Annotated in this window: 17 protein-coding genes and 1 tRNA gene; 11 read left to right on the top strand and 7 right to left on the bottom strand. The window is 63.6% G+C overall.

Annotated features, from left to right (window positions below):
• Window positions 1-71 precede the first annotated feature (71 nt).
• The 4 genes from SCA01S_RS19965 (at window position 72) to pnp (ending at window position 4,309) form a co-directional block, all read left to right on the top strand.
• Window positions 72-452 (top strand): DUF6491 family protein, encoded by a 381-nt coding sequence (locus SCA01S_RS19965; protein WP_157089061.1) that lies wholly within the window; start codon window positions 72-74, stop codon window positions 450-452.
• Window positions 453-508: 56 nt separating this feature from the next.
• A complete protein-coding gene (truB, locus tag SCA01S_RS19970; RefSeq protein WP_062788474.1) occupies window positions 509-1,408 on the top strand; it encodes a tRNA pseudouridine(55) synthase TruB in 900 nt (299 codons plus the stop codon).
• A gap of 22 nt (window positions 1,409-1,430) precedes the next feature.
• Window positions 1,431-1,700 carry a 30S ribosomal protein S15 gene (gene rpsO, locus SCA01S_RS19975; RefSeq protein ID WP_022677134.1) on the top strand — a complete coding sequence of 90 codons (270 nt, stop codon included), beginning with the start codon at window positions 1,431-1,433 and terminating at the stop codon, window positions 1,698-1,700.
• Between the two features lie 293 nt (window positions 1,701-1,993).
• A complete protein-coding gene (gene pnp, locus SCA01S_RS19980; RefSeq protein ID WP_062788476.1) occupies window positions 1,994-4,309 on the top strand; it encodes a polyribonucleotide nucleotidyltransferase in 2,316 nt (771 codons plus the stop codon).
• A 61-nt stretch (window positions 4,310-4,370) separates the two neighbouring features.
• On the opposite strand, the gene SCA01S_RS19985 is transcribed toward pnp, so the two are convergent.
• Both SCA01S_RS19985 and SCA01S_RS19990 read right to left on the bottom strand, forming a co-directional pair.
• A complete protein-coding gene (locus SCA01S_RS19985) occupies window positions 4,371-5,513 on the bottom strand; it encodes a GGDEF domain-containing protein (RefSeq protein WP_062788478.1) in 1,143 nt (380 codons plus the stop codon).
• Window positions 5,514-5,610: 97 nt separating this feature from the next.
• Entirely contained in the window at window positions 5,611-6,351 is a 741-nt protein-coding gene (locus SCA01S_RS19990; protein ID WP_062788480.1) for a GcrA family cell cycle regulator, read from the bottom strand.
• Between the two features lie 90 nt (window positions 6,352-6,441).
• On the opposite strand from SCA01S_RS19990, the gene SCA01S_RS19995 reads away from it, so the two are divergent.
• Window positions 6,442-7,362: an ABC transporter permease gene (locus SCA01S_RS19995; protein WP_062788505.1), complete on the top strand. Its 921-nt coding sequence runs from the start codon at window positions 6,442-6,444 to the stop codon at window positions 7,360-7,362.
• Window positions 7,363-7,432: 70 nt separating this feature from the next.
• On the opposite strand, the gene hspQ is transcribed toward SCA01S_RS19995, so the two are convergent.
• A complete protein-coding gene (hspQ, locus tag SCA01S_RS20000) occupies window positions 7,433-7,825 on the bottom strand; it encodes a heat shock protein HspQ (protein WP_022677885.1) in 393 nt (130 codons plus the stop codon).
• A 161-nt stretch (window positions 7,826-7,986) separates the two neighbouring features.
• On the opposite strand from hspQ, the gene SCA01S_RS20005 reads away from it, so the two are divergent.
• The 6 genes from SCA01S_RS20005 (at window position 7,987) to SCA01S_RS20030 (ending at window position 13,921) form a co-directional block, all read left to right on the top strand.
• Window positions 7,987-8,076, top strand: a tRNA-Ser gene (locus tag SCA01S_RS20005).
• 186 nt (window positions 8,077-8,262) lie between these two features.
• Window positions 8,263-9,531: a tyrosine-type recombinase/integrase gene (locus tag SCA01S_RS20010; RefSeq protein WP_062788482.1), complete on the top strand. Its 1,269-nt coding sequence runs from the start codon at window positions 8,263-8,265 to the stop codon at window positions 9,529-9,531.
• A 189-nt stretch (window positions 9,532-9,720) separates the two neighbouring features.
• Complete coding sequence (locus tag SCA01S_RS20015) at window positions 9,721-11,715, top strand: ParB/RepB/Spo0J family partition protein (RefSeq protein WP_062788484.1); 1,995 nt, start codon at window positions 9,721-9,723, stop codon at window positions 11,713-11,715.
• 95 nt (window positions 11,716-11,810) lie between these two features.
• Window positions 11,811-12,695 (top strand): ArdC family protein, encoded by an 885-nt coding sequence (locus SCA01S_RS20020; RefSeq protein ID WP_062788485.1) that lies wholly within the window; start codon window positions 11,811-11,813, stop codon window positions 12,693-12,695.
• Window positions 12,692-12,931: a sigma factor-like helix-turn-helix DNA-binding protein gene (locus SCA01S_RS20025; RefSeq protein ID WP_062788487.1), complete on the top strand. Its 240-nt coding sequence runs from the start codon at window positions 12,692-12,694 to the stop codon at window positions 12,929-12,931. The genes SCA01S_RS20020 and SCA01S_RS20025 overlap by 4 nt, the downstream gene beginning before the upstream one ends.
• Before the next feature lie 60 nt (window positions 12,932-12,991).
• On the top strand, window positions 12,992-13,921 hold the full coding sequence (locus tag SCA01S_RS20030; RefSeq protein ID WP_062788489.1) for a nucleotidyltransferase and HEPN domain-containing protein: 930 nt from the start codon (window positions 12,992-12,994) through the stop codon (window positions 13,919-13,921).
• A gap of 293 nt (window positions 13,922-14,214) precedes the next feature.
• Here SCA01S_RS20030 and SCA01S_RS20035 read toward each other — a convergent pair whose 3' ends face one another.
• From SCA01S_RS20035 to SCA01S_RS20050, 4 genes are read right to left on the bottom strand one after another with little or no spacing between them, the layout of a single operon-like run.
• The gene (locus tag SCA01S_RS20035) at window positions 14,215-14,916 is read right to left on the bottom strand and encodes a hypothetical protein (RefSeq protein WP_062788491.1); all 702 of its coding nucleotides are present in this window, start codon (window positions 14,914-14,916) and stop codon (window positions 14,215-14,217) included.
• Between the two features lie 41 nt (window positions 14,917-14,957).
• Window positions 14,958-15,548: a hypothetical protein gene (locus tag SCA01S_RS20040; protein WP_157089062.1), complete on the bottom strand. Its 591-nt coding sequence runs from the start codon at window positions 15,546-15,548 to the stop codon at window positions 14,958-14,960.
• Entirely contained in the window at window positions 15,536-16,402 is an 867-nt protein-coding gene (locus SCA01S_RS20045) for a hypothetical protein (RefSeq protein WP_167542926.1), read from the bottom strand. The genes SCA01S_RS20040 and SCA01S_RS20045 overlap by 13 nt, the downstream gene beginning before the upstream one ends.
• Entirely contained in the window at window positions 16,351-17,190 is an 840-nt protein-coding gene (locus SCA01S_RS20050) for a hypothetical protein (RefSeq protein ID WP_157089063.1), read from the bottom strand. The genes SCA01S_RS20045 and SCA01S_RS20050 overlap by 52 nt, the downstream gene beginning before the upstream one ends.
• Window positions 17,191-17,543: the final 353 nt, after the last annotated feature.

Genomic DNA, 17,543 nt, shown 5'->3' on the forward strand with positions numbered 1-17,543 from the left:
CGCCGGGCTTGATCGCGCGGGCGCGCTGCCCATGTCGATACCATTGGTTCGACATGACAAGGAGTTGGCCCATGATCCGCATTGCTGCACTGGCCGCGCTGGCGCTAGCCGCAACCCCCGCTCTCGCCCAGGCGCCGGCAAGCCCGGCCCAGCCGGCCGAGGCCTCGATTCCCTTCGTAAACCACGGCGGCATTCGCGACTGGCGTGCCCAGGGCGACAGCACGCTTTATGTACAGGATCAGAGCGGTCAGTGGTATCGCGCCAGCCTGATGGGCCCGGCGTTCGATCTGCCGTTTGCCCAAGCGATCGGGTTCGATGCACGCGGCACCGATACTTTTGACCGTTTCGCCAGCGTGGTGGTGCACGGGCAAAGCTATCCGGTGCAAAGCCTGGTGAAAGTGGCTGGCCCGCCGATGAAGGCGAAGGCGGCGCCGGCAAAGCCTGCGGCCTGACGCGCCCTGCGCCAAAGGGCTGACAGAGCGGCGCGCAGCCGCTAGGGCGCGCGGCCATGGCAGATGGCTGGATCATTCTCGACAAGCCGCTGACCCTGGGATCGACCCAGGGTGTGGCGGCGGTGAAGCGGAACCTGCGTGCGCGCGGTCTTGGCAAGTGCAAGGTGGGCCATGGCGGCACGCTCGATCCCCTGGCCACTGGCGTGCTGCCGATCGCCGTGGGCGAGGCAACCAAGCTGTGCGGGCGCATGCTCGATGCGCATAAAGCCTATGCCTTCACCGTGGCCTTTGGCGCAGAAACCGATACGCTCGATCTGGAAGGGGCGGTAATCGGCCACAGTACGGTGCGGCCCACCCGCGCCGCGCTCGATGCGGCGTTGGCGGCCTTTACCGGGCCGATTGCCCAGGTGCCGCCGGCCTATTCCGCGCTCAAGGTCGATGGCGAGCGCGCCTATGACCTGGCGCGCGCCGGGCATGACGTGGTCTTGGCCGCCCGCAACGTGACCATCCATGCGCTGCGCGTGCTGGAAACCCAGGGCAGCGACGCGGCGCTGGACAGTGCCACGCTGGAGGCCGATGTATCCAAGGGCACCTATATCCGCAGCCTGGCGCGCGACATCGCCCTGGCCCTTGGCACGCGCGGCCATGTTACCATGCTGCGCCGTCTCAAGGCCGGGCCGTTCACCCTGGATCAGGCGATTTCGCTGGACAAATTGAACGATTGGGGCCAAGGCGCGGCCCTTGAGAACGTAATCTTGCCTGTGGAGGCAGGGCTGGTCGACATCCCGGCTCTTGACCTCAACCCCGAACAGGCCGGGGCGGTCCGCCAGGGCCGCGTTCTTTCGGGGTTGCCCTTTCCTGACGGGCTATGGTGGGCGCGGTGCGGCGGCAAGCCGGTCGCGCTGGTCATGCTGGCAGGTGGCGCCTTGCGCGTTGAACGGGGTTTCAACCTTTGAGCATGTCGCGGAGTGAATACTTATGTCGGTGACCCCGGAAAAGAAGCAGGAAATCATCCAGGACAACGCGCGCGCCGCCGGTGATACCGGTTCGCCCGAAGTTCAGGTGGCTATCCTCACCGAGCGGATCGTCAACCTCACCGAACACTTCAAGGGCCACCACAAGGACAACCATTCGCGTCGTGGCCTTCTGCAGATGGTGAACAAGCGTCGTTCGCTGCTCGACTACCTGAAGAAGAAGGACGTCGATCGCTACAACGCGCTGATCCAGAAGCTTGGTCTGCGTAAGTAAGTTCACAGACGGCCCGCCACCCGGCGGGCCGTTTTGTTTGTAGATCCGCCAGCGAGGCTGGCGGCGGCCGCCACCCGGCGGACCGTTGTAGATCTGCCTATCAAGGCAGACAGGCCTGGATTGGCCACGATCCGATGCAAAAGGCATTCGGCGCTGGCGCAATCCATGGTAAGGCAAAGGCGCCTCGCGCAATTCGGCGCAGGCACCACGGGGCCAAGCCCCACACCGGACCGGGACGGCACCCCGGCAGCAAATCCCGCCGGCAATAGGGCCCGTGGGGCGAAGGAATATTCATGTTCGACGTCAAGACCGTATCGCTGGAGTGGGGCGGAAAGACCCTCACTCTGGAAACTGGCCGCATTGCGCGCCAAGCCGATGGTGCCGTGCTGGCAACCTATGGCGAAACCGTTGTGCTTTGCGCGGTGACCGCCGCCAAGTCGGTGAAGGAAGGCCAGGACTTCTTCCCGCTGACCGTGCACTATCAGGAAAAGTTTTCCGCAGCTGGCCGCATCCCCGGTGGCTTCTTCAAGCGTGAACGCGGCGCCACCGAAAAGGAAACGCTGGTCTCGCGCCTGATCGACCGTCCGGTGCGCCCGCTGTTCCCCGAAGGTTTCTACAACGAAATCAACGTCATCTGCCAGGTGATGAGCTATGACGGCGAGACCGAACCCGATATCGTCGCGCTGGTTGCCGCCTCGGCCGCGCTGACCATCTCGGGCGTGCCGTTCATGGGCCCGATCGGCGCTGCGCGCGTCGGCTTCAAGGATGGCGAATACCAGCTCAACCCGTCGCTGTCCGAAGCTGCCTCTGGCCGCCTCGACCTGGTGGTCGCCGCAACCGATGCTGCCGTGATGATGGTGGAATCGGAAGCCAAGGAGCTGACCGAAGAGGAAATGCTCGGCGCGGTGGTCTTTGCCCACAACGAAAGCCGCAAGGTAATCGGCGCGATCATCGAGCTGGCCGAAAAGGCCGCCAAGGATCCTTGGGAAATCGACCTGTCGGACAACACCGCCGACATCAAGGCCAAGCTCAAGAAGGGCGTTGGCGCCGATATCGCGGCGGCTTACAAGCTGACCGACAAGTCGGCCCGTTCGAACGCCCTGAACGACGTGCGCGCCAAGGCCAAGACGCTGTTTGCGGATGAAACCCCGCAGACGCAGATGGTGGCGATCAAGACGCTCAAGAAGCTGGAAGCCGAAATCGTGCGCGGCGCCATCATCAAGGATGGCCAGCGTATCGACGGCCGCACCGTCACCCAGGTTCGCCCGATCGAATCGATCGTTGGCTTCCTGCCGCGCACCCACGGTTCGTCGCTGTTCACCCGCGGCGAAACCCAGGCCATCTGCACCACCACCCTTGGCACCAAGGATGCAGAGCAGATGATCGACGGGCTCGACGGCCTGAGCTATCAGCGCTTCATGCTGCACTACAACTTCCCCCCCTATTCGGTGGGTGAAGTGGGCCGCTTTGGCGCCCCCGGTCGCCGCGAAGTGGGCCATGGCAAGCTGGCCTGGCGCGCGCTCAACCCGGTGCTGCCGACCAAGGACGAGTTCCCCTACACGATCCGCGTACTGTCCGACATTACCGAATCCAACGGCTCTTCGTCGATGGCCACGGTGTGCGGCGGCTGCTTGTCGATGATGGACGCTGGCGTTCCCATCGCGCGCCCGGTTTCGGGCATCGCCATGGGCCTGATCCTGGAAGGCAAGGACTTTGCCGTCCTGTCCGACATCCTGGGTGATGAAGATCACCTGGGCGACATGGACTTCAAGGTGGCCGGCACCAGCGAAGGCATCACCTCGCTGCAGATGGACATCAAGATCGCCGGGATCACCGAGGAAATCATGCGCAAGGCCCTGGCCCAGGCCAAGGAAGGCCGCGCGCACATTCTGGGTGAAATGACCAAGGCGCTGGGTTCGGCTCGTAACGAGCTGTCGGCCCATGCTCCGCGCATCGAGACGCTCCAGATCGACAAGTCGAAGATCCGCGAAGTGATCGGCACCGGCGGCAAGGTCATCCGCGAAATCGTCGCGGAAACCGGTGCCAAGGTCGACATCGATGACGAAGGCCTGATCAAGATCTCGTCGTCCGATCTCTCGCAGATCGAAGCGGCCAAGAACTGGATTCTCGGCATCGTCGAAGAACCGGAAGTCGGCAAGGTCTACAACGGCAAGGTCGTCAACATCGTCGATTTCGGTGCTTTCGTGAACTTCATGGGCGGCAAGGACGGTCTCGTCCACGTGTCGGAAATGAAGAACGAGCGCGTGGAAAAGCCCGGCGACGTCGTCAAGGAAGGCCAGGAAGTCAAGGTCAAGGTCCTCGAGATCGACAACCGTGGCAAGGTGCGCCTGTCGATGCGCGTAGTGGACCAGGAAACTGGCGAAGCGCTGGAAGATACCCGCCCGGCGCGCGAACCGCGTGAACCGCGCGGTGATCGTGGCGACCGCGGTGATCGCGGTGGTGACCGTCGTGGCCCGCGCAGCGATCGTGGCCCGCGCCGCGATGGCGATCGTGGTCCGCGTCGCGAAGGTGGCGATCGCCCCCGTCGTGACCGCGACGAAGGCCCGGCTCCCGATCACATGCCGGCGTTCCTCAAGTCTGACGACTGAGGCATTCCGGCCTGATGGCAACAAGGAAGGCTCGCACCGCCCGGTGCGGGCCTTTCTTGCGTCAGGGCCTGGCGCGTTGCCCGGCCGGCTGCGCGCGGTCTGTCAGCATGACGCGGTTGCGCCCGGCGTTCTTGGCGGCATAGAGCGCGCCGTCTGCCGCGCTGAGTGCGCTTTCCAGGTCGCCACAGGCCACGGCATCGGCAATGCCGCCGGAAATCGTGACCAGGCCGAACGGAATATCGGTGCTGCGGTTGATCATGCGTCGTTCGGCAACCCGGGCCCGCGCGCCATCGAGCAGGGCCAACGCCTGGCCGGGGTTATGGCCGGGAAACAGCACGCCGAATTCCTCCCCGCCAATGCGGCCGACAAAGCATTCGCAATCGCGCAGCGTGGCGATGGTTTCAGCAATCACCTTGAGCACGCGATCACCGGCAGCATGGCCGTGGCGATCGTTGATGTGCTTGAAATGATCGATATCCACCACCGCCAGGCACAGCGGCGCGGCCGTGCGGCGCGCCAGATCCAGCGCTTGGGCAAACTGGCGCTCGAACGCGCGGCGGTTGGCCAGCCCGGTGAGGTGGTCTTCATCGGCAACGCGCTGAACCTGTTCCAGCGTGCTCTGCAATTCGGCGCTGCGCTTGCGGCTGGCGGCAAGTTCGGCATGAAGTTGGCTTGCCTGAACCAGCATGGCGCGGGCGGCATCGGCCAGCTTGCGCACCAGTGCCTCGTCGGCGCCGGCCTGTGCCATGTCGGCCAGGTGGCTTTGCAGACTGTCGGAAAAGTCGTCGCTGGCCTGCATGGCATCGTGCGTGCTGCGATCGAACGCGGTCAGGCTTTCGCGCACGTGGCACAGCAGGGTGACGAGCTGTTCGGCGGCCATGTCCTGCGCCGGATGGCGTAGCGCCTGTTCCAGCCAGGCAAGGTCCATCGGCAGGCCGGCGGCGATGCGTTGTACCAGCAATTCGGCCAGGCGAGGGTTTGCGCCAGTGACGCAATCATGCGCCATCACCAGCGTGAACGGGCTGATCGGCAGGTCGTGCTCTACCAGCAGCGCCGCCAGCCGTGCCAGCAAGGCCCGCCGACCGGCAAGCGCCTCGGCCGTTTCTGCAAGATCGCCGGCTGCGGCATTGTCTCCCGCCAGGCCAAGCCTGTGCCACAGGCGCTGAAATGGGCTCTCGGCCCGCCGGTGATCGTGTTTCCCCATGGCCGGCAAAACGACAAGGCCGCAACCCGGTTAAGGGTCGCGGCCTTGCGTAGAACCGTGGTAACCGGGCGTCAGGCCCGGCTGGATTACGGATGGTTCAGCGCACGCGCGGCCCGCCAAACGGCATCGGCGGGGGCGGGCGGCGGTGGCCACGCGGCAGTTGCGCCTGATAGGCGCGACCGCAGTGTTCCACGCAGTAGGGGAACCCAGGGTTCACCTTCTCACCGCAGAAATGGAAGTCAGGTTCACCCGGGTGGCCCATCGGCCAGCGGCAGATGCGATCGTTGAGATCGAGCAGGCTGGTCTTGTCGGCGATTTCCGGGCTGGGCCGTGCCGGCACCAGGCGACGCGGCGGCGCAGGCGGGATCGGTGCCTGTTGGTCGCCGGGGCCTTGGCGCAGGAAGCCGCCCGGGCCAACCGAAACGACGCGCGGCGTCGGCGCTGCGGGCGCAGGCGCCGCGTCGCCGGCCGGAGCAGCGCTGGCGGCCGGCGGGGGCGAGGCAGCCGGCGCAGCTGGCGCCGGGCGTGGCGCTGGTGCCGGGCGTGCTTCAACCGGGGCGGGGGCAGGCGTCGGCTTGGGTGCGGCCGGGCGCGCTTCGGCAACCGGCGGCGCGGGCGGCGCTGCAGGCTTTGCCGGCTTGGGTGCGGCCGCGGCCGCAGGCTCGCTCTTGTCGTTAGCCTTGACCGGGGAAGGGCGCGCCTTCAGGCCCAGGCGATGGGCCTTGCCGATCACGGCGTTGCGGCTGACCCCGCCAAGCTCTTCAGCGATCTGGCTGGCGGTTGCGCCGCCTTCCCACATCTTGGTCAGTTTCTCGATCCGCTCGTCGGTCCAGCTCATCCGTTCGAAAACCCTTGCATGGGCCAGGGGTGCGTCCCTTGCCCTTTCATCTTCTTGCCATCGGCCGCCGCGCGCGATACCGCGCCCGTCATGGCCAACCAATTCCCGTCCCGCACCGGAGAAACGAAACCGCTTGAACCGGCAGATGCCTTTGCGGGCACCGCCGCCGGTCATGCCTACGGGCATCTAGCCGGTTTTCCACCGCCCGGACAGCCGATTTTCCGCAGCTTCAACAGTGTCGGGCTCTGGACCCTCTATATGAAGGAGGTGCGGCGTTTCTTCAAGGTGCAGACCCAGACGATCTGGGCACCTGCGGTAACCACGCTGCTTTATCTGATGATATTTACCCTGGCGCTGGGCGGCGGTGGCCGCGTGGTGCTGGGCGTGCCCTTTGCCAGCTTCGTGGCGCCGGGCCTCATCGCCATGGGCATGATCAACAATGCCTTTGCCAATGCCAGCTTCGGGCTGCTCGGTGGCAAGATCCAGGGCACGATCATCGATTACCTGATGCCGCCGGTTTCCGAAGGCGAACTGCTTGCCGCCCTGGTGGGCGCTGCCGTATCGCGCGCGATCCTGGTCGGCCTTGCCGTGTCGGCTGCCATGATGTTCTGGCCGGGCGTGTCGCTGGAAGTGCGCCATCCCTGGGCCGTCATCTGGTTTGGCCTGATGGGGGCGATCCTGCTGTCGCTGATCGGTGTGGCAACTTCGCTGTGGGCGGAAAAGTTCGATCACAACGCGGCTGTAACCAATTTCATCATCACGCCGATGTCGATGCTGTCGGGCACGTTCTATGTGATCGACCGCCTGGCGCCGGCGTTCCAGACGGTCAGCCGGATGAACCCGATCTTCTACGTGATCTCGGGCTTCCGCTATGGCTTTCTGGGGCAAAGCGATATCGGCAGCAGCAACATGGCCGTGCTGCATGGCGCGATCGGTTTGGGCGTGCTCAACCTGGTCCTTGGCCTTGGTCTCTATGCCCTGCTGCGCACGGGCTGGAAGCTGAAAGCCTGAAGGTTTCACATATGCGAAAAAGGCGCCGCTTCCCCGGGGAAACGGCGCTTTTTTCGTTTGTTTCGGCCGGTCAGTGCGACAGGCTGCGCCGCAGGCGATAGCGCCCGTCGGCAAACCCGTCGAACATCTCGCGCAGCGACGGATGGTCTACCGGCCCGGCTTCGGCATCGGCGGCCAGGTTCTGCTGGCTGACATAGGCGACGTAGCTGCTTTCATCGTTCTCGGCGAGGAGGTGATAGAACGGCTGCTCGCGCAGGGGGCGCATGTCTTCGGGAATGGATTCGTACCATTCCTCGCTATTGGCAAAGACCGGATCGATATCGAACACCACGCCGCGAAACCCGAACAGGCGATGGCGCACCACGTCACCGATCGCAAAGAGCGCCTCGCTCACGGCCGGTACGGAAATCTGACGGCCGGCCTGGGGAGAAAAGTAGCTCGTATTTTCGACATGGATGGACATGGAGCGAATATAGGTTTGCGGCACTTGCGAAACAAGCAAGGCTTTTGGGGAATATCAGGCTGGGGATAACTCCTCTTTCCGCTTGGCAAGGCCCGAATCGTACGCTAGTGGCGCGGTCCTCGACCGGGGCGGCACACGCCGCCTGACGCACGGCACTTCATGGAGAGGTGGCAGAGTGGTCGAATGCGCCGCACTCGAAATGCGGTGTACGGGCAACCGTACCGTGGGTTCGAATCCCACCCTCTCCGCCATGTGCCCCCTCCGGCAGTACGCCGGGCTACCTTAAAATGCGACGCAAGGCACGGAAAAATAGGTGCTTTTTCTGAAGCTCTTATTTTTGCTGGGTAAGCCGTCGAAGCGCGAAGTGTGGGCTAGAGTGTGGGCTAGCGCAGGGACGGTCGGTTTGAAACCGGGCCTTCCGGTGATAGATTCCGGGCATGGGAAAGCTCACCAACTCCATGGTCAACGCGCTCCACGAACCTGGTCGCTATGCTGATGGCGAAGGGTTGTATCTGCGCATCTCGCCTGCCGGTGGCAGGAGGTGGGTGCTGCGGATTCAGATCCATCACACACGCAACGACATTACCATCGGCGACGCTCGGCACATTTCACTGAAGAACGCGCGTCTCGAAGCGGCCGCTCTGCGTGCACAAGTTGCAAAGGGCGGCGATCCCGCTGCGGAGCGGCGCAAGGCCAAGAAAAGGATCCCTCGGTTCGAGGAGGCAGCCCGGCGGGCCCATGCCGAGATGTGCAAGGGCTGGAAAAACGGCAAGCACCAGCAGCAGTGGATCAAGACCCTAGAACTCTATGCCTTTCCTAAGTTGGGCAAGCGCACGGTCGACAAGATCGATGGGCCGATGATCCGCGACGTTTTGGCTGAAATCTGGCTGGATATCCCGGAAACCGCGCGCCGCGTGCGGCAGCGGATCGGTGCGGTGCTGGACTGGTGCTATGCCAAGGGTCTGCGCGACAGCGAAGCGCCGATGCGCTCGCTCGCGCGCGGCTTGCCCCGCCAACCCAAGCGCAAGGGGCATTTTGCCGCGCTCCCCCATTTCGAGGTCCCTGCCTTTTTGGATACCCTGCGCGCCAAGCCGATGAGCGCCGGCACGCTGGCACTGGAATTGTTGATCCTCACCGCGGTCCGTTCGGGCGAGGTCCGGCATGCGCTGTGGTCGGAAGTGGATGATGACCTGACGATCTGGACCATACCGGCCGAGCGCATGAAGATGGGGGTCGAGCATATAGTCCCGCTATCGCGCCAGGCGGCCGACGTGCTGCGTCGCGCCAGACAATTGTCGATCGACGACAATCCATACATCTTTCCTGGCCCGATTTCGGGTGCGGCTCTGACGGATATGGCATTGCTCGAACTGGTGCGCGGCATGGACGTGCCTGCTACGGTCCATGGCTTTCGCTCGAGCTTTCGCGACTGGGTTGCCGACGAAACCGACACGGCCGATGAAGTGGCCGAAGCTTGCCTTGCCCATTCCATCGGCAACAAGACCAAGGCAGCCTACCTGCGCACGGACTTCTTCCGCAAGCGGCGCGCAGTGATGCAACTCTGGGCGGACCACTGCCTGCCGCCGGCGCGCATCGTGGCCATGCCGGCGCCGCCGGTCGCGACGATTCAGCAGGTGCCCGTGCCGCCCGTGCCCGTCCGCAATCCGGCGACGCTCCCACCATTGCGGCGGCATGCCTATCGTTGACGCTGTGTCGGATTTGCCATCGCCGGATGCGGTCGAGGGTGGTGGTTGGTGTCTGGTGGTTGGCGGGCGGCGCCGTGTCTGCGGCGGCGAAATGCTGGGAGAGGGAAGGGGGATTTGGGGGGCTGAGGCCCCCCGGGAGCATAAAGGTTCCCCTGATCCGGGTCTCGTTCCTGGTCCCGGAGACCTCTCATGCAAACCACTGCTGTTCCTCACGCCAAGCTGCGCCTGTCGCAGGCCAATGTCCGCACGATCGCGCGGGATGCCGGCCTGGAGGCGCTCGCGGCAAGCATTGCCGAGCACGGGTTGCTGCAGCCGCTGGTCGTCACGCCAGCCAAAGGGCGCAAGTCGCTCTACGATGTCCATGCCGGCGGTCGCCGCTGCCGCGCGATCGGGCTCCTGATCGAGCGTGGCCTCTGGCCGTCTGACCGGCTGGTCGATGTCTGCCTGCTGGCCACGGGCGAAGCCAGTCCGCGCGAGATCAGTCTTGCCGAAAACATCCTGCGCGAAGCCATGGCGCCGGCCGATGAAGCGCGGGCCTATCGCGACGTCATGGACGAGGGTGCCGATGCCGCGGCCGTCGCGCGCCGCTTCGGGGTAACGGTCCGCCATGTCGAAGGTCGCCTGCGTCTAGCCGATCTTGCCCCGCCGATCTTCGCTGCCCTGGCAGAGGGTGCAATCACGCTCGATATCGCGATGGCCTATGGCGCCACGGCCGATCATGCCCGGCAACTGGCCGTGTGGCAGCGGCTCGCCGATACCTGGCAGGGCGACAATCCCCAAGCGATCCGGCGGGCGCTGGCGACCGACGTTCTGGCCAGTGATCATCCCGTCGCATTGTTCCTGGGGGAGGCGGAATACGAGGCCTGCGGCGGCCGCGTCGAACGTGACCTGTTCAGCGAAGCTGGGCGGGGGAGCTGGCTCGACGTCGATCTTGCTTATGACCTGGCACTGCGCAAGCTCACCCATGAAGCGGATGTTGCCGCGCTGGGCAGCCGACTGGCCTGGGTGCGCCCGTGTCTCGCAACCTATCTCTCGCATCGCGAAACGGCGGGACTGGAAATCTATTGGCCGGACCATGCCGATCCGACGCCCGAAGCACTGGCACGGGTCGCCGCTATCGACGCGCGGATGCAGGAGCTGGCCGACTGCCTGGACGCCTGTCCCGATGGCAGCGAGGGCGCACTCTACGAACAAGAATACGACGGCCTGGTGGCCGAGCGCGAGCGGTTGCAGCGCAGCGCGCCGATCATTCCGGACAGCGATCGCCCGCACGTCGGCACGTTCCTGCTGCTCGACAGTGCCGGCCGGCCGCAGTTGCTCGATATGTACTACCGCACGCCAGCCGAAGATCCGGCCGGTCTCGACGACGATAGTGATGGTGGCGCGGCCATGGCGGTGGAAGAGAGTGCGGGTGCTGCGGCCGGCGGCACTTCACCGATCGCCTCAGGGTATTCCCGCGCACTGGAAGAGCAACTTGCGAAGGACCGACGCGACGTGCTCGTGTTTCGTCTTGCCCGCGAACCGGACCTGGCGTTGGACCTGGCGATGTTCGTCCTCGCTTGCTGCGTTGCCAAGCCGGGCCATCTGGCCGCGACCGGTTGCACCATTCGTCTCTGTGACGCGGCCGATCCCAAAGGTCTCGGCAAAGTGCCGCCGTCGCACGCCGCGCAGGCCCTGGCGTCCCATGCCGCAGGATTGCCGCGGTCGTGGAGTGAGAGCGAGGACCCGTTCCAGTCGTTCCAGGCCTTCCGGGCACTGGATTGGGCCGAACGCCTGTCGTGGCTGGCGCTTGCCGTTGGTTGCGGCCTGACCGCCAGCCTGGCCAGTGGGGCGCACGAGCGGCCATTTCACACGCAATTGGGGGCGATGATCGGCATTGCGGTGGCCGACGTCTGGCGACCGACCGCCGAGGGCTTCTTCGACCGTTTGCGCAAGGCGCAGATTCTCGATGTCTTGCGCGAAATCGATCCCGAACTGCCGTCACGGCACAGCGCAAGCAACAAGGCCGAACTGGCCGGATTTGCCGCGCGGCTCTGTGCCGGGGAAACCATCGTGGAGGCCGAGGTCAGGCAGCGTGCACTCGCCTGGGTGCCGTCTGTTCTCTCGTTCGCTGCCGCTCCTTGCGCCCCAAGCGATGAGGCGCCGCTCGAGCAGGATGGTGAAGCGCCGGCCCAAGCCGCCTGATCGTCAACCTGATGTCCCGCCAGCGGGGGCCGCGCGCGGCCCCCGCTGGTCTTTGTGCGCCTCCGGCCCGGGGGCGCCTTTGCAGGAGATTGCTCATGTCTTCGCGTCATGACGTATATGCCCAGGTCACTGCAGAACTGGTCGCTGCCATCGAGGCTGGCGCCGGCGAATGGCGCATGCCCTGGCACCATGATGGGGCCGCCGTGACCCGGCCTGAGAATGTCGCGACCGCCAGGCGCTATCGCGGCATGAATGTCCTGGTGCTGTGGGCGGCGGCGCAGAACCGGGGCTACAACAGTGGTCAGTGGGGTACCTATCGCCAGTGGCAGGCACTCGGCGCGCAGGTCCGCAAAGGAGAGCGCGGAACCGCAGTCGTGCTGTGGAAGCCGATCGCCGACCGGCAGGAAGCCGGTGGTGACGATGGACAGGCTGCGCCAGGTCGCATGTTTGCGCGCGCTTTCACGGTGTTCAACCTGGCGCAGGTTGATGGTTACCAGCCCAGGGCGCTGCCGATCCTTCCCGAAACCGAACGGGTTGCGCATGCCGAGGCGTTCGTGGCCTCCCTTGGCATTCCGGTGCGGGAAGGGGCGTGGGATGCCCATTACCGGATCGACCTCGATGCGATCTTCATGCCGCATTTTTCGGCATTCCGCAGTCCGGTCGACCACGTCGGCACGTTGCTCCATGAATGCGGCCATGCCACCGGGGCGGCGCATCGGCTCGATCGGCGGTTCCAGGACCGGTTCAAGGAAGACTGGTTGCCGATCGAAGAGGCCTGCGCCGAATTCACCGCATCGTTTGTTCTGGCGGACTTGGGATTGGCCCATCACCCCCGCCGTGATCATGCCGCCTATATTGCCTCCTGGCTATCGCTGCTCCAGCACGATCCCAGGGCGATCTTTACCGCTGCCAGCAAGGCGCAGCAGGCGGCAGACTGGATGTGGGCGCAACAGCCCCAGGCCGAGGCCCTGGCCGCATGAAACGGCCGGTCTGCCAACGGAGATTCCGCCGACGAGGGCAACGGGCCTTGTGGCGGATGACCGAGCGCCAGCGCGCGATCTTCACCGCCATGCGTTTCGAGGGCGCATCGTACCAGGACCTTGCCGAGCGCCATGGCCTTACCGTGGAGGAAGTGCAGGGGGAATTGGCGTGTGCGCTTTCGCGGCTTTTGCGGGCAGTCCATGGCCGGTGGTGGCAGCGCTGGTGGCCGTGGTGAAAAATTCAGGCCGCCCGATGACTTGCCATCGGGCAGCCATCGCGACAGGGTACCGATGTCATGCGCAGCGATCTCGACCATCTTCCCGCCAACAAGCAGCGTGAGCTGGAACGCGTGGTGCAGATCGTCTTCGAGGAATTCGAGGACGCGCTGGCTCTGGCCTCGCACGAGTGGAAGAAGAAGGGCCGCATTCTCAAGGTTATTCTCTACGGCAGCTATGCGCGCGGCGGCTGGGTCGACGAGCCGCACACCGCCAAGGGCTACCAGTCGGACTATGACCTGCTGATCATCGTCAACGACAAGCGCCTGACCGACCGGGTCAAGTACTGGGCCAAGGTCGATGACCGGCTGATGCGCGAGTATGGCTTTGCCGGCACGGTCAAGACACCGGTCAATTTCATCGTTCACACCCTGCAGGAGGTGAACGATGGCCTTGCCCATGGGCGCTATTTCTTCATGGACGTGGCCCGCGATGGCATCGCGCTCTACCAGAGCGACGACACCGAATTGCACCAGCCCAAGCCGAAGACGCCGCATGCGGCGTTGGCCATGGCGAAGGAGTATTTTGAGGAGTGGATGCCAGCGGCGAGCGGGCGCGTGAAACTGGCAAAATTCGCTGTGGAGCAGGGCCTACTAAAGCATGCGGCGTTTGAATTTCACCAAGCTGTTGAAAGCCTTTATCACTGCGTTCTTCTGGTGGTAACCTTCTACACGCCACACGTCCACAATCTCGGCTTCTTGCGCACCCAAGCCGAACGGCTGGACGTCCGGCTGGTCCACGTCTGGCCCACTGACAACCGCAAGCAGCGCGCCATGTTCGAGAAGCTCAAGGAAGCCTACGTCAAAGCGCGCTATTCCAAGCACTATCGGATCAACGAAGAGGAACTGGCCTGGCTGGGCGAGCAGGTCGAGGAACTAGGCCGTGTGGTTCACGCCATCTGTTCGGAGCGCATTGGCCTGCTGGAGGCGACGGCGCGACAGGCGGGGTGAAAAACAGACAGCGTTTCCATCTCAAGCAAAGCACAGCTTTTGCTCGCTCGAACCGGGACTGGGACACACCGGTCGTTCAGGATGGCGACAGCGAATGACCGGTTTAGGATGTAGAGGCCGTTCACGCGGCTCCGAGCAGTAGCGGGGGAACGAGCAAGTCTGGGCCGGTTGGCGCAGCCGTTTCACCTCATGGCTCTACGATAACGGCCGCCTCCATCATTCCGTGAACGCGTACTGGAACAGCGATTTGGGCAAACCCGAGATTATGGTCCTGGTGACGAATCGGGCTACGGCTATTCTGATGTAGCTGGCCCTCGCTTAGACTTCGATCGTAGGTGGGTGATGATGTCGAGGGCAGTGAACGCGCCGGACTTCAAACTATCGACAATGAACTGCGCGGCGGCCTTTTCCTTCCCGATTTGCTCTGCCGTCATGGTCGCGCGCCGCGCCCGGAGTTCCGCCAGTTGGATCGCATCTTCGCGGTCACGCTCCTCGTCCAACGCGCGGAGTTCTGCCTGATGATCGGCCTCAACCTGTTCTAGATACCGCTCATGCTCGACCCGAAGCTGCTCCAGTTCGCGCGTCACCTCTTCCTTGTAATTCGCGAAGCTGGGCAGTTTGCGAGGCCAAGGGACGCGGCCAGCGGTCGGCCTCATGCGCGACACCTCGGCAAGCACCGCTGCCTCCACTAGATCTAGATTGGCCTCGGCGTCCGCGAGATCGGCAATCCGCTGTTCGCGCTTGCTGTCGATGTAATCCATGCGCTCGCGGTTTCGGGAGATGTTGGTCTGAACAGGATAGCTGTCCACGCCATGACGGCCATAGTGGCGCGAGGCGAAAGCATCGGGATTGCGGTCGAAGCTGTCGAGCCGTGACCTGATCTGACGTCCGTTGAACTCGTCAGCCTTGATCGACAATCGGGCCTGTCGCACCTTTTTCTGTGCGCCGCGGATGCGGGCCGCGAGACGTTTGGGGATTTCGGGCTTCTTGGCCATCGAGGTTTTCTCCTAGAGGCGCGACGGCATCGGGCAGAGCGTTAGGAACGGCTCAAGAGCGACATCACCTGCGTGGCGAGTTCTTGGAAGCGCAGCGCATCGGTCACGCTGACCTCCTTAATATGGGCAGCCTCGTTCCTGATCTTCCGCATGTCGCCGACCATGCTGACGACCGAGGACATTAGGTGCCCGTCTGCCGCCAAACGCTCGGCGACCTTATGTGACACGGAATACTTGAGCTCGTTCCCGTAGTGCTGTTTCCCCAAATCGGTCAGGCGGCGTTCCACCGGCTTCCATGCGTCGAGAATTGCCGCGCTGGGGGAGATGGTGAGCAGCGATTGGAAGCGGTCATCAGGCACCACGGGTATCGGCTCTGGCAGAGCCGGGATCTCGGCTTCGGCCTCGGCCACGCGCGCCTTGTCCTCCACCTTGTCCAACTGCTCGGCCAGTTCGACCGATGCTTCTCCCCAATTCAGCTTCCTGATCTTGGCAAGCAAGCCGGCGATCTGCTTATGGAAGATCGCAGCGATGATGACGGCGGCGACAGGCCACGCCAGCGAGCCGACGAGCGACGAGACGAACTCCATCCATCCCATACCTGCGTTCGCCGCTCCGATCTTCAATTCCAGCATCGGTCGGCGCCGCCCATATCGATCTTAGCCGCCTTCGCGCGCAAATAGTCGTTGGGCGTATCCTCCGACTTGTTTTCCTTTATCGAACGAAGTTGGGTGTAGAACTGGATGAAGCCCTCGATCCACGGCCCGACTTTCAGGCTTTCCACTATGGCGAATTTCCAGCGGTCCCATTCGTTCGTCCAGTTCCGCTTCACGAGCATACCCAGCACCTCTTCGCCATCGAAATAGAGGGTCATGGAGCCATGCTCGAAATCATCGTCGGTCGGCATTCGCGATGCCTCGAACTCGATCCGGTAAAGGGGCCCACTCTCCGGGCGCAGTTCAATCCACCTGGCCCTCGACGGTTCGCCGTTCTCACCTTTGGCGAGATCGGTGACGGAGAGCGGCGGGGACCACTTACCGTTCTGGTTCACGATCCAATCAGGCCAATACTGGGTTTCCTCCTGCACGAACGGCAGGGCGAAATCGAGGTTGCTGGTGTCGATGAAATCGGTCGCTCGCTTGATCTTGTTCTGGTCCGACGCAAGCGCATCTTGCTTGGCGCGATACTCTGCCGTGCGGGCCGCCTGCGACGCTTTGAAGGTGTCGTGAGCGCGACGGATGATCTGCTCATCCTCGTCCAGTTCCTCGATGGGCTTGCGCTTCAACTCGTCCCGATAGCCCTCATAGACAGGGGGCCTGGGTAGAGCGGGCGCTCGTTCGATCTTTGCGGCGGGCGCAGATTTCTTAGGCCGGAAAATGAGCCAGCCGACGGCACCGATGATGAGAAGTCCGACGATCCAATCCATTGTCGCGAACCTCAGCGTTTCGTCAGGAATATAAGGACTAGCAGCAGAACGGCTGCGGTCCACATGGGCGTAGCCAACTTTTGGATCTGGGTTTCAAGGCGCTCGATCCGGCTGATCAGCTCGAGGTGTTCCCGTGGCGGGTCATAGGCGGCGTCAGCCTTCGCCTTCGGCGCTAGGCACTCCTTCGCATGGAAGTCGGGGGACCAATCCTCCTTTGTCCACACGATGCGCGCGCTCTGCACATCGAGCGGCTTGCTGCCATCCCACCGAACGGTGCGACCCATAAAGCCGCTCTCGACCGTGCCCTCGGGAAACAGTACGTCGATCGCGACGGCAAATTCCCATTTCTTGAACTCGAGCATACGCTCACGCAGGAGCCGGAATGTCTCTGGGCCTACGCCGATCCATGCGGACGCGCTGGGGCGCTTGTCGTTGACGACGCCATCGTCGGTGTTGATGCGAGGAAAATACTCGAAACGACCGACGAGTGGTTTGCCATCATGTTTGGTCGCGCTTTGGGCGATCCAGTCGGCGTCAACCTCATGGATGTTTAGCATTGTGGCGATCTGGTTTAGCTGCCAGCCGTCTTCCATTTCGACCGGCTTGCCCTCATCCCGGTCTTCGTCATCCTCGGCAAAAAGGCTGACTCGGTCGTGATGCTCATCACCGATGATGACACTGGAGCCGGTCAGGAAGCTGCCACTCTGCTCGCACTTCAGTTCGATGGTCTGGCGATCAAGGCGATCAGCTTCGGCATGGTGGGCAAAGACGCGACCGCCAAGCACTCGAAACTCCAAGCTAACGGTGCGCTCCATCAGATCGAGCATCTTGCCCAACGCACGCTCGGCCATCGATCTGAGATCCCCCATTAAGTTGCCCCGCGAATTCTATAGCAAGGGCAACGGCATGGAGGAATGCAGATATGTCCGATTAGCCGATCATCCGCTGCTAGGATCGGCCCCCCATTCCTTTAGTGTCTCAAGGGCAACTGCGGTGAAGTGCTGCCCTTCGGCATCGTCCTTCGCCCAGTCAATACCCTCTCGTTGATGTTCAGAGCGCAAGGCAGTCTCGAACTCGGCCACGCTGCAAGACTGACTGGCCTCGATAGGCAGCTTCCGTTAGGACCGGACGTTCACCAGAGATGAGATGAACGACCGGCTCTGGTCGCGTGCTGCCTGAACACGAACGCCGCGTCGTGGGACGA

The sequence above is a fragment of the Novosphingobium capsulatum NBRC 12533 genome (assembly GCF_001598375.1).
Lineage (GTDB): Bacteria > Pseudomonadota > Alphaproteobacteria > Sphingomonadales > Sphingomonadaceae > Novosphingobium > Novosphingobium capsulatum.

Bases quoted from the DNA above. Each gene is read 5' to 3' on its own strand.
- SCA01S_RS20030 (WP_062788489.1), top strand. From the start codon at position 12,992: ATGCGCAGCGATCTCGACCATCTTCCCGCCAACAAGCAGCGTGAGCTG.
- SCA01S_RS19990 (WP_062788480.1), bottom strand. From the start codon at position 6,351: ATGAGCTGGACCGACGAGCGGATCGAGAAACTGACCAAGATGTGGGAA.
- truB (WP_062788474.1), top strand. From the start codon at position 509: ATGGCAGATGGCTGGATCATTCTCGACAAGCCGCTGACCCTGGGATCG.
- SCA01S_RS20035 (WP_062788491.1), bottom strand. From the start codon at position 14,916: ATGGCCAAGAAGCCCGAAATCCCCAAACGTCTCGCGGCCCGCATCCGC.
- SCA01S_RS19965 (WP_157089061.1), top strand. From the start codon at position 72: ATGATCCGCATTGCTGCACTGGCCGCGCTGGCGCTAGCCGCAACCCCC.
- SCA01S_RS19995 (WP_062788505.1), top strand. From the start codon at position 6,442: ATGGCCAACCAATTCCCGTCCCGCACCGGAGAAACGAAACCGCTTGAA.
- SCA01S_RS20040 (WP_157089062.1), bottom strand. From the start codon at position 15,548: ATGCTGGAATTGAAGATCGGAGCGGCGAACGCAGGTATGGGATGGATG.
- hspQ (WP_022677885.1), bottom strand. From the start codon at position 7,825: ATGTCCATCCATGTCGAAAATACGAGCTACTTTTCTCCCCAGGCCGGC.
- SCA01S_RS20050 (WP_157089063.1), bottom strand. From the start codon at position 17,190: ATGGCCGAGCGTGCGTTGGGCAAGATGCTCGATCTGATGGAGCGCACC.
- SCA01S_RS19985 (WP_062788478.1), bottom strand. From the start codon at position 5,513: ATGGGGAAACACGATCACCGGCGGGCCGAGAGCCCATTTCAGCGCCTG.
- SCA01S_RS20015 (WP_062788484.1), top strand. From the start codon at position 9,721: ATGCAAACCACTGCTGTTCCTCACGCCAAGCTGCGCCTGTCGCAGGCC.
- SCA01S_RS20010 (WP_062788482.1), top strand. From the start codon at position 8,263: ATGGGAAAGCTCACCAACTCCATGGTCAACGCGCTCCACGAACCTGGT.
- SCA01S_RS20025 (WP_062788487.1), top strand. From the start codon at position 12,692: ATGAAACGGCCGGTCTGCCAACGGAGATTCCGCCGACGAGGGCAACGG.
- rpsO (WP_022677134.1), top strand. From the start codon at position 1,431: ATGTCGGTGACCCCGGAAAAGAAGCAGGAAATCATCCAGGACAACGCG.
- pnp (WP_062788476.1), top strand. From the start codon at position 1,994: ATGTTCGACGTCAAGACCGTATCGCTGGAGTGGGGCGGAAAGACCCTC.
- SCA01S_RS20020 (WP_062788485.1), top strand. From the start codon at position 11,811: ATGTCTTCGCGTCATGACGTATATGCCCAGGTCACTGCAGAACTGGTC.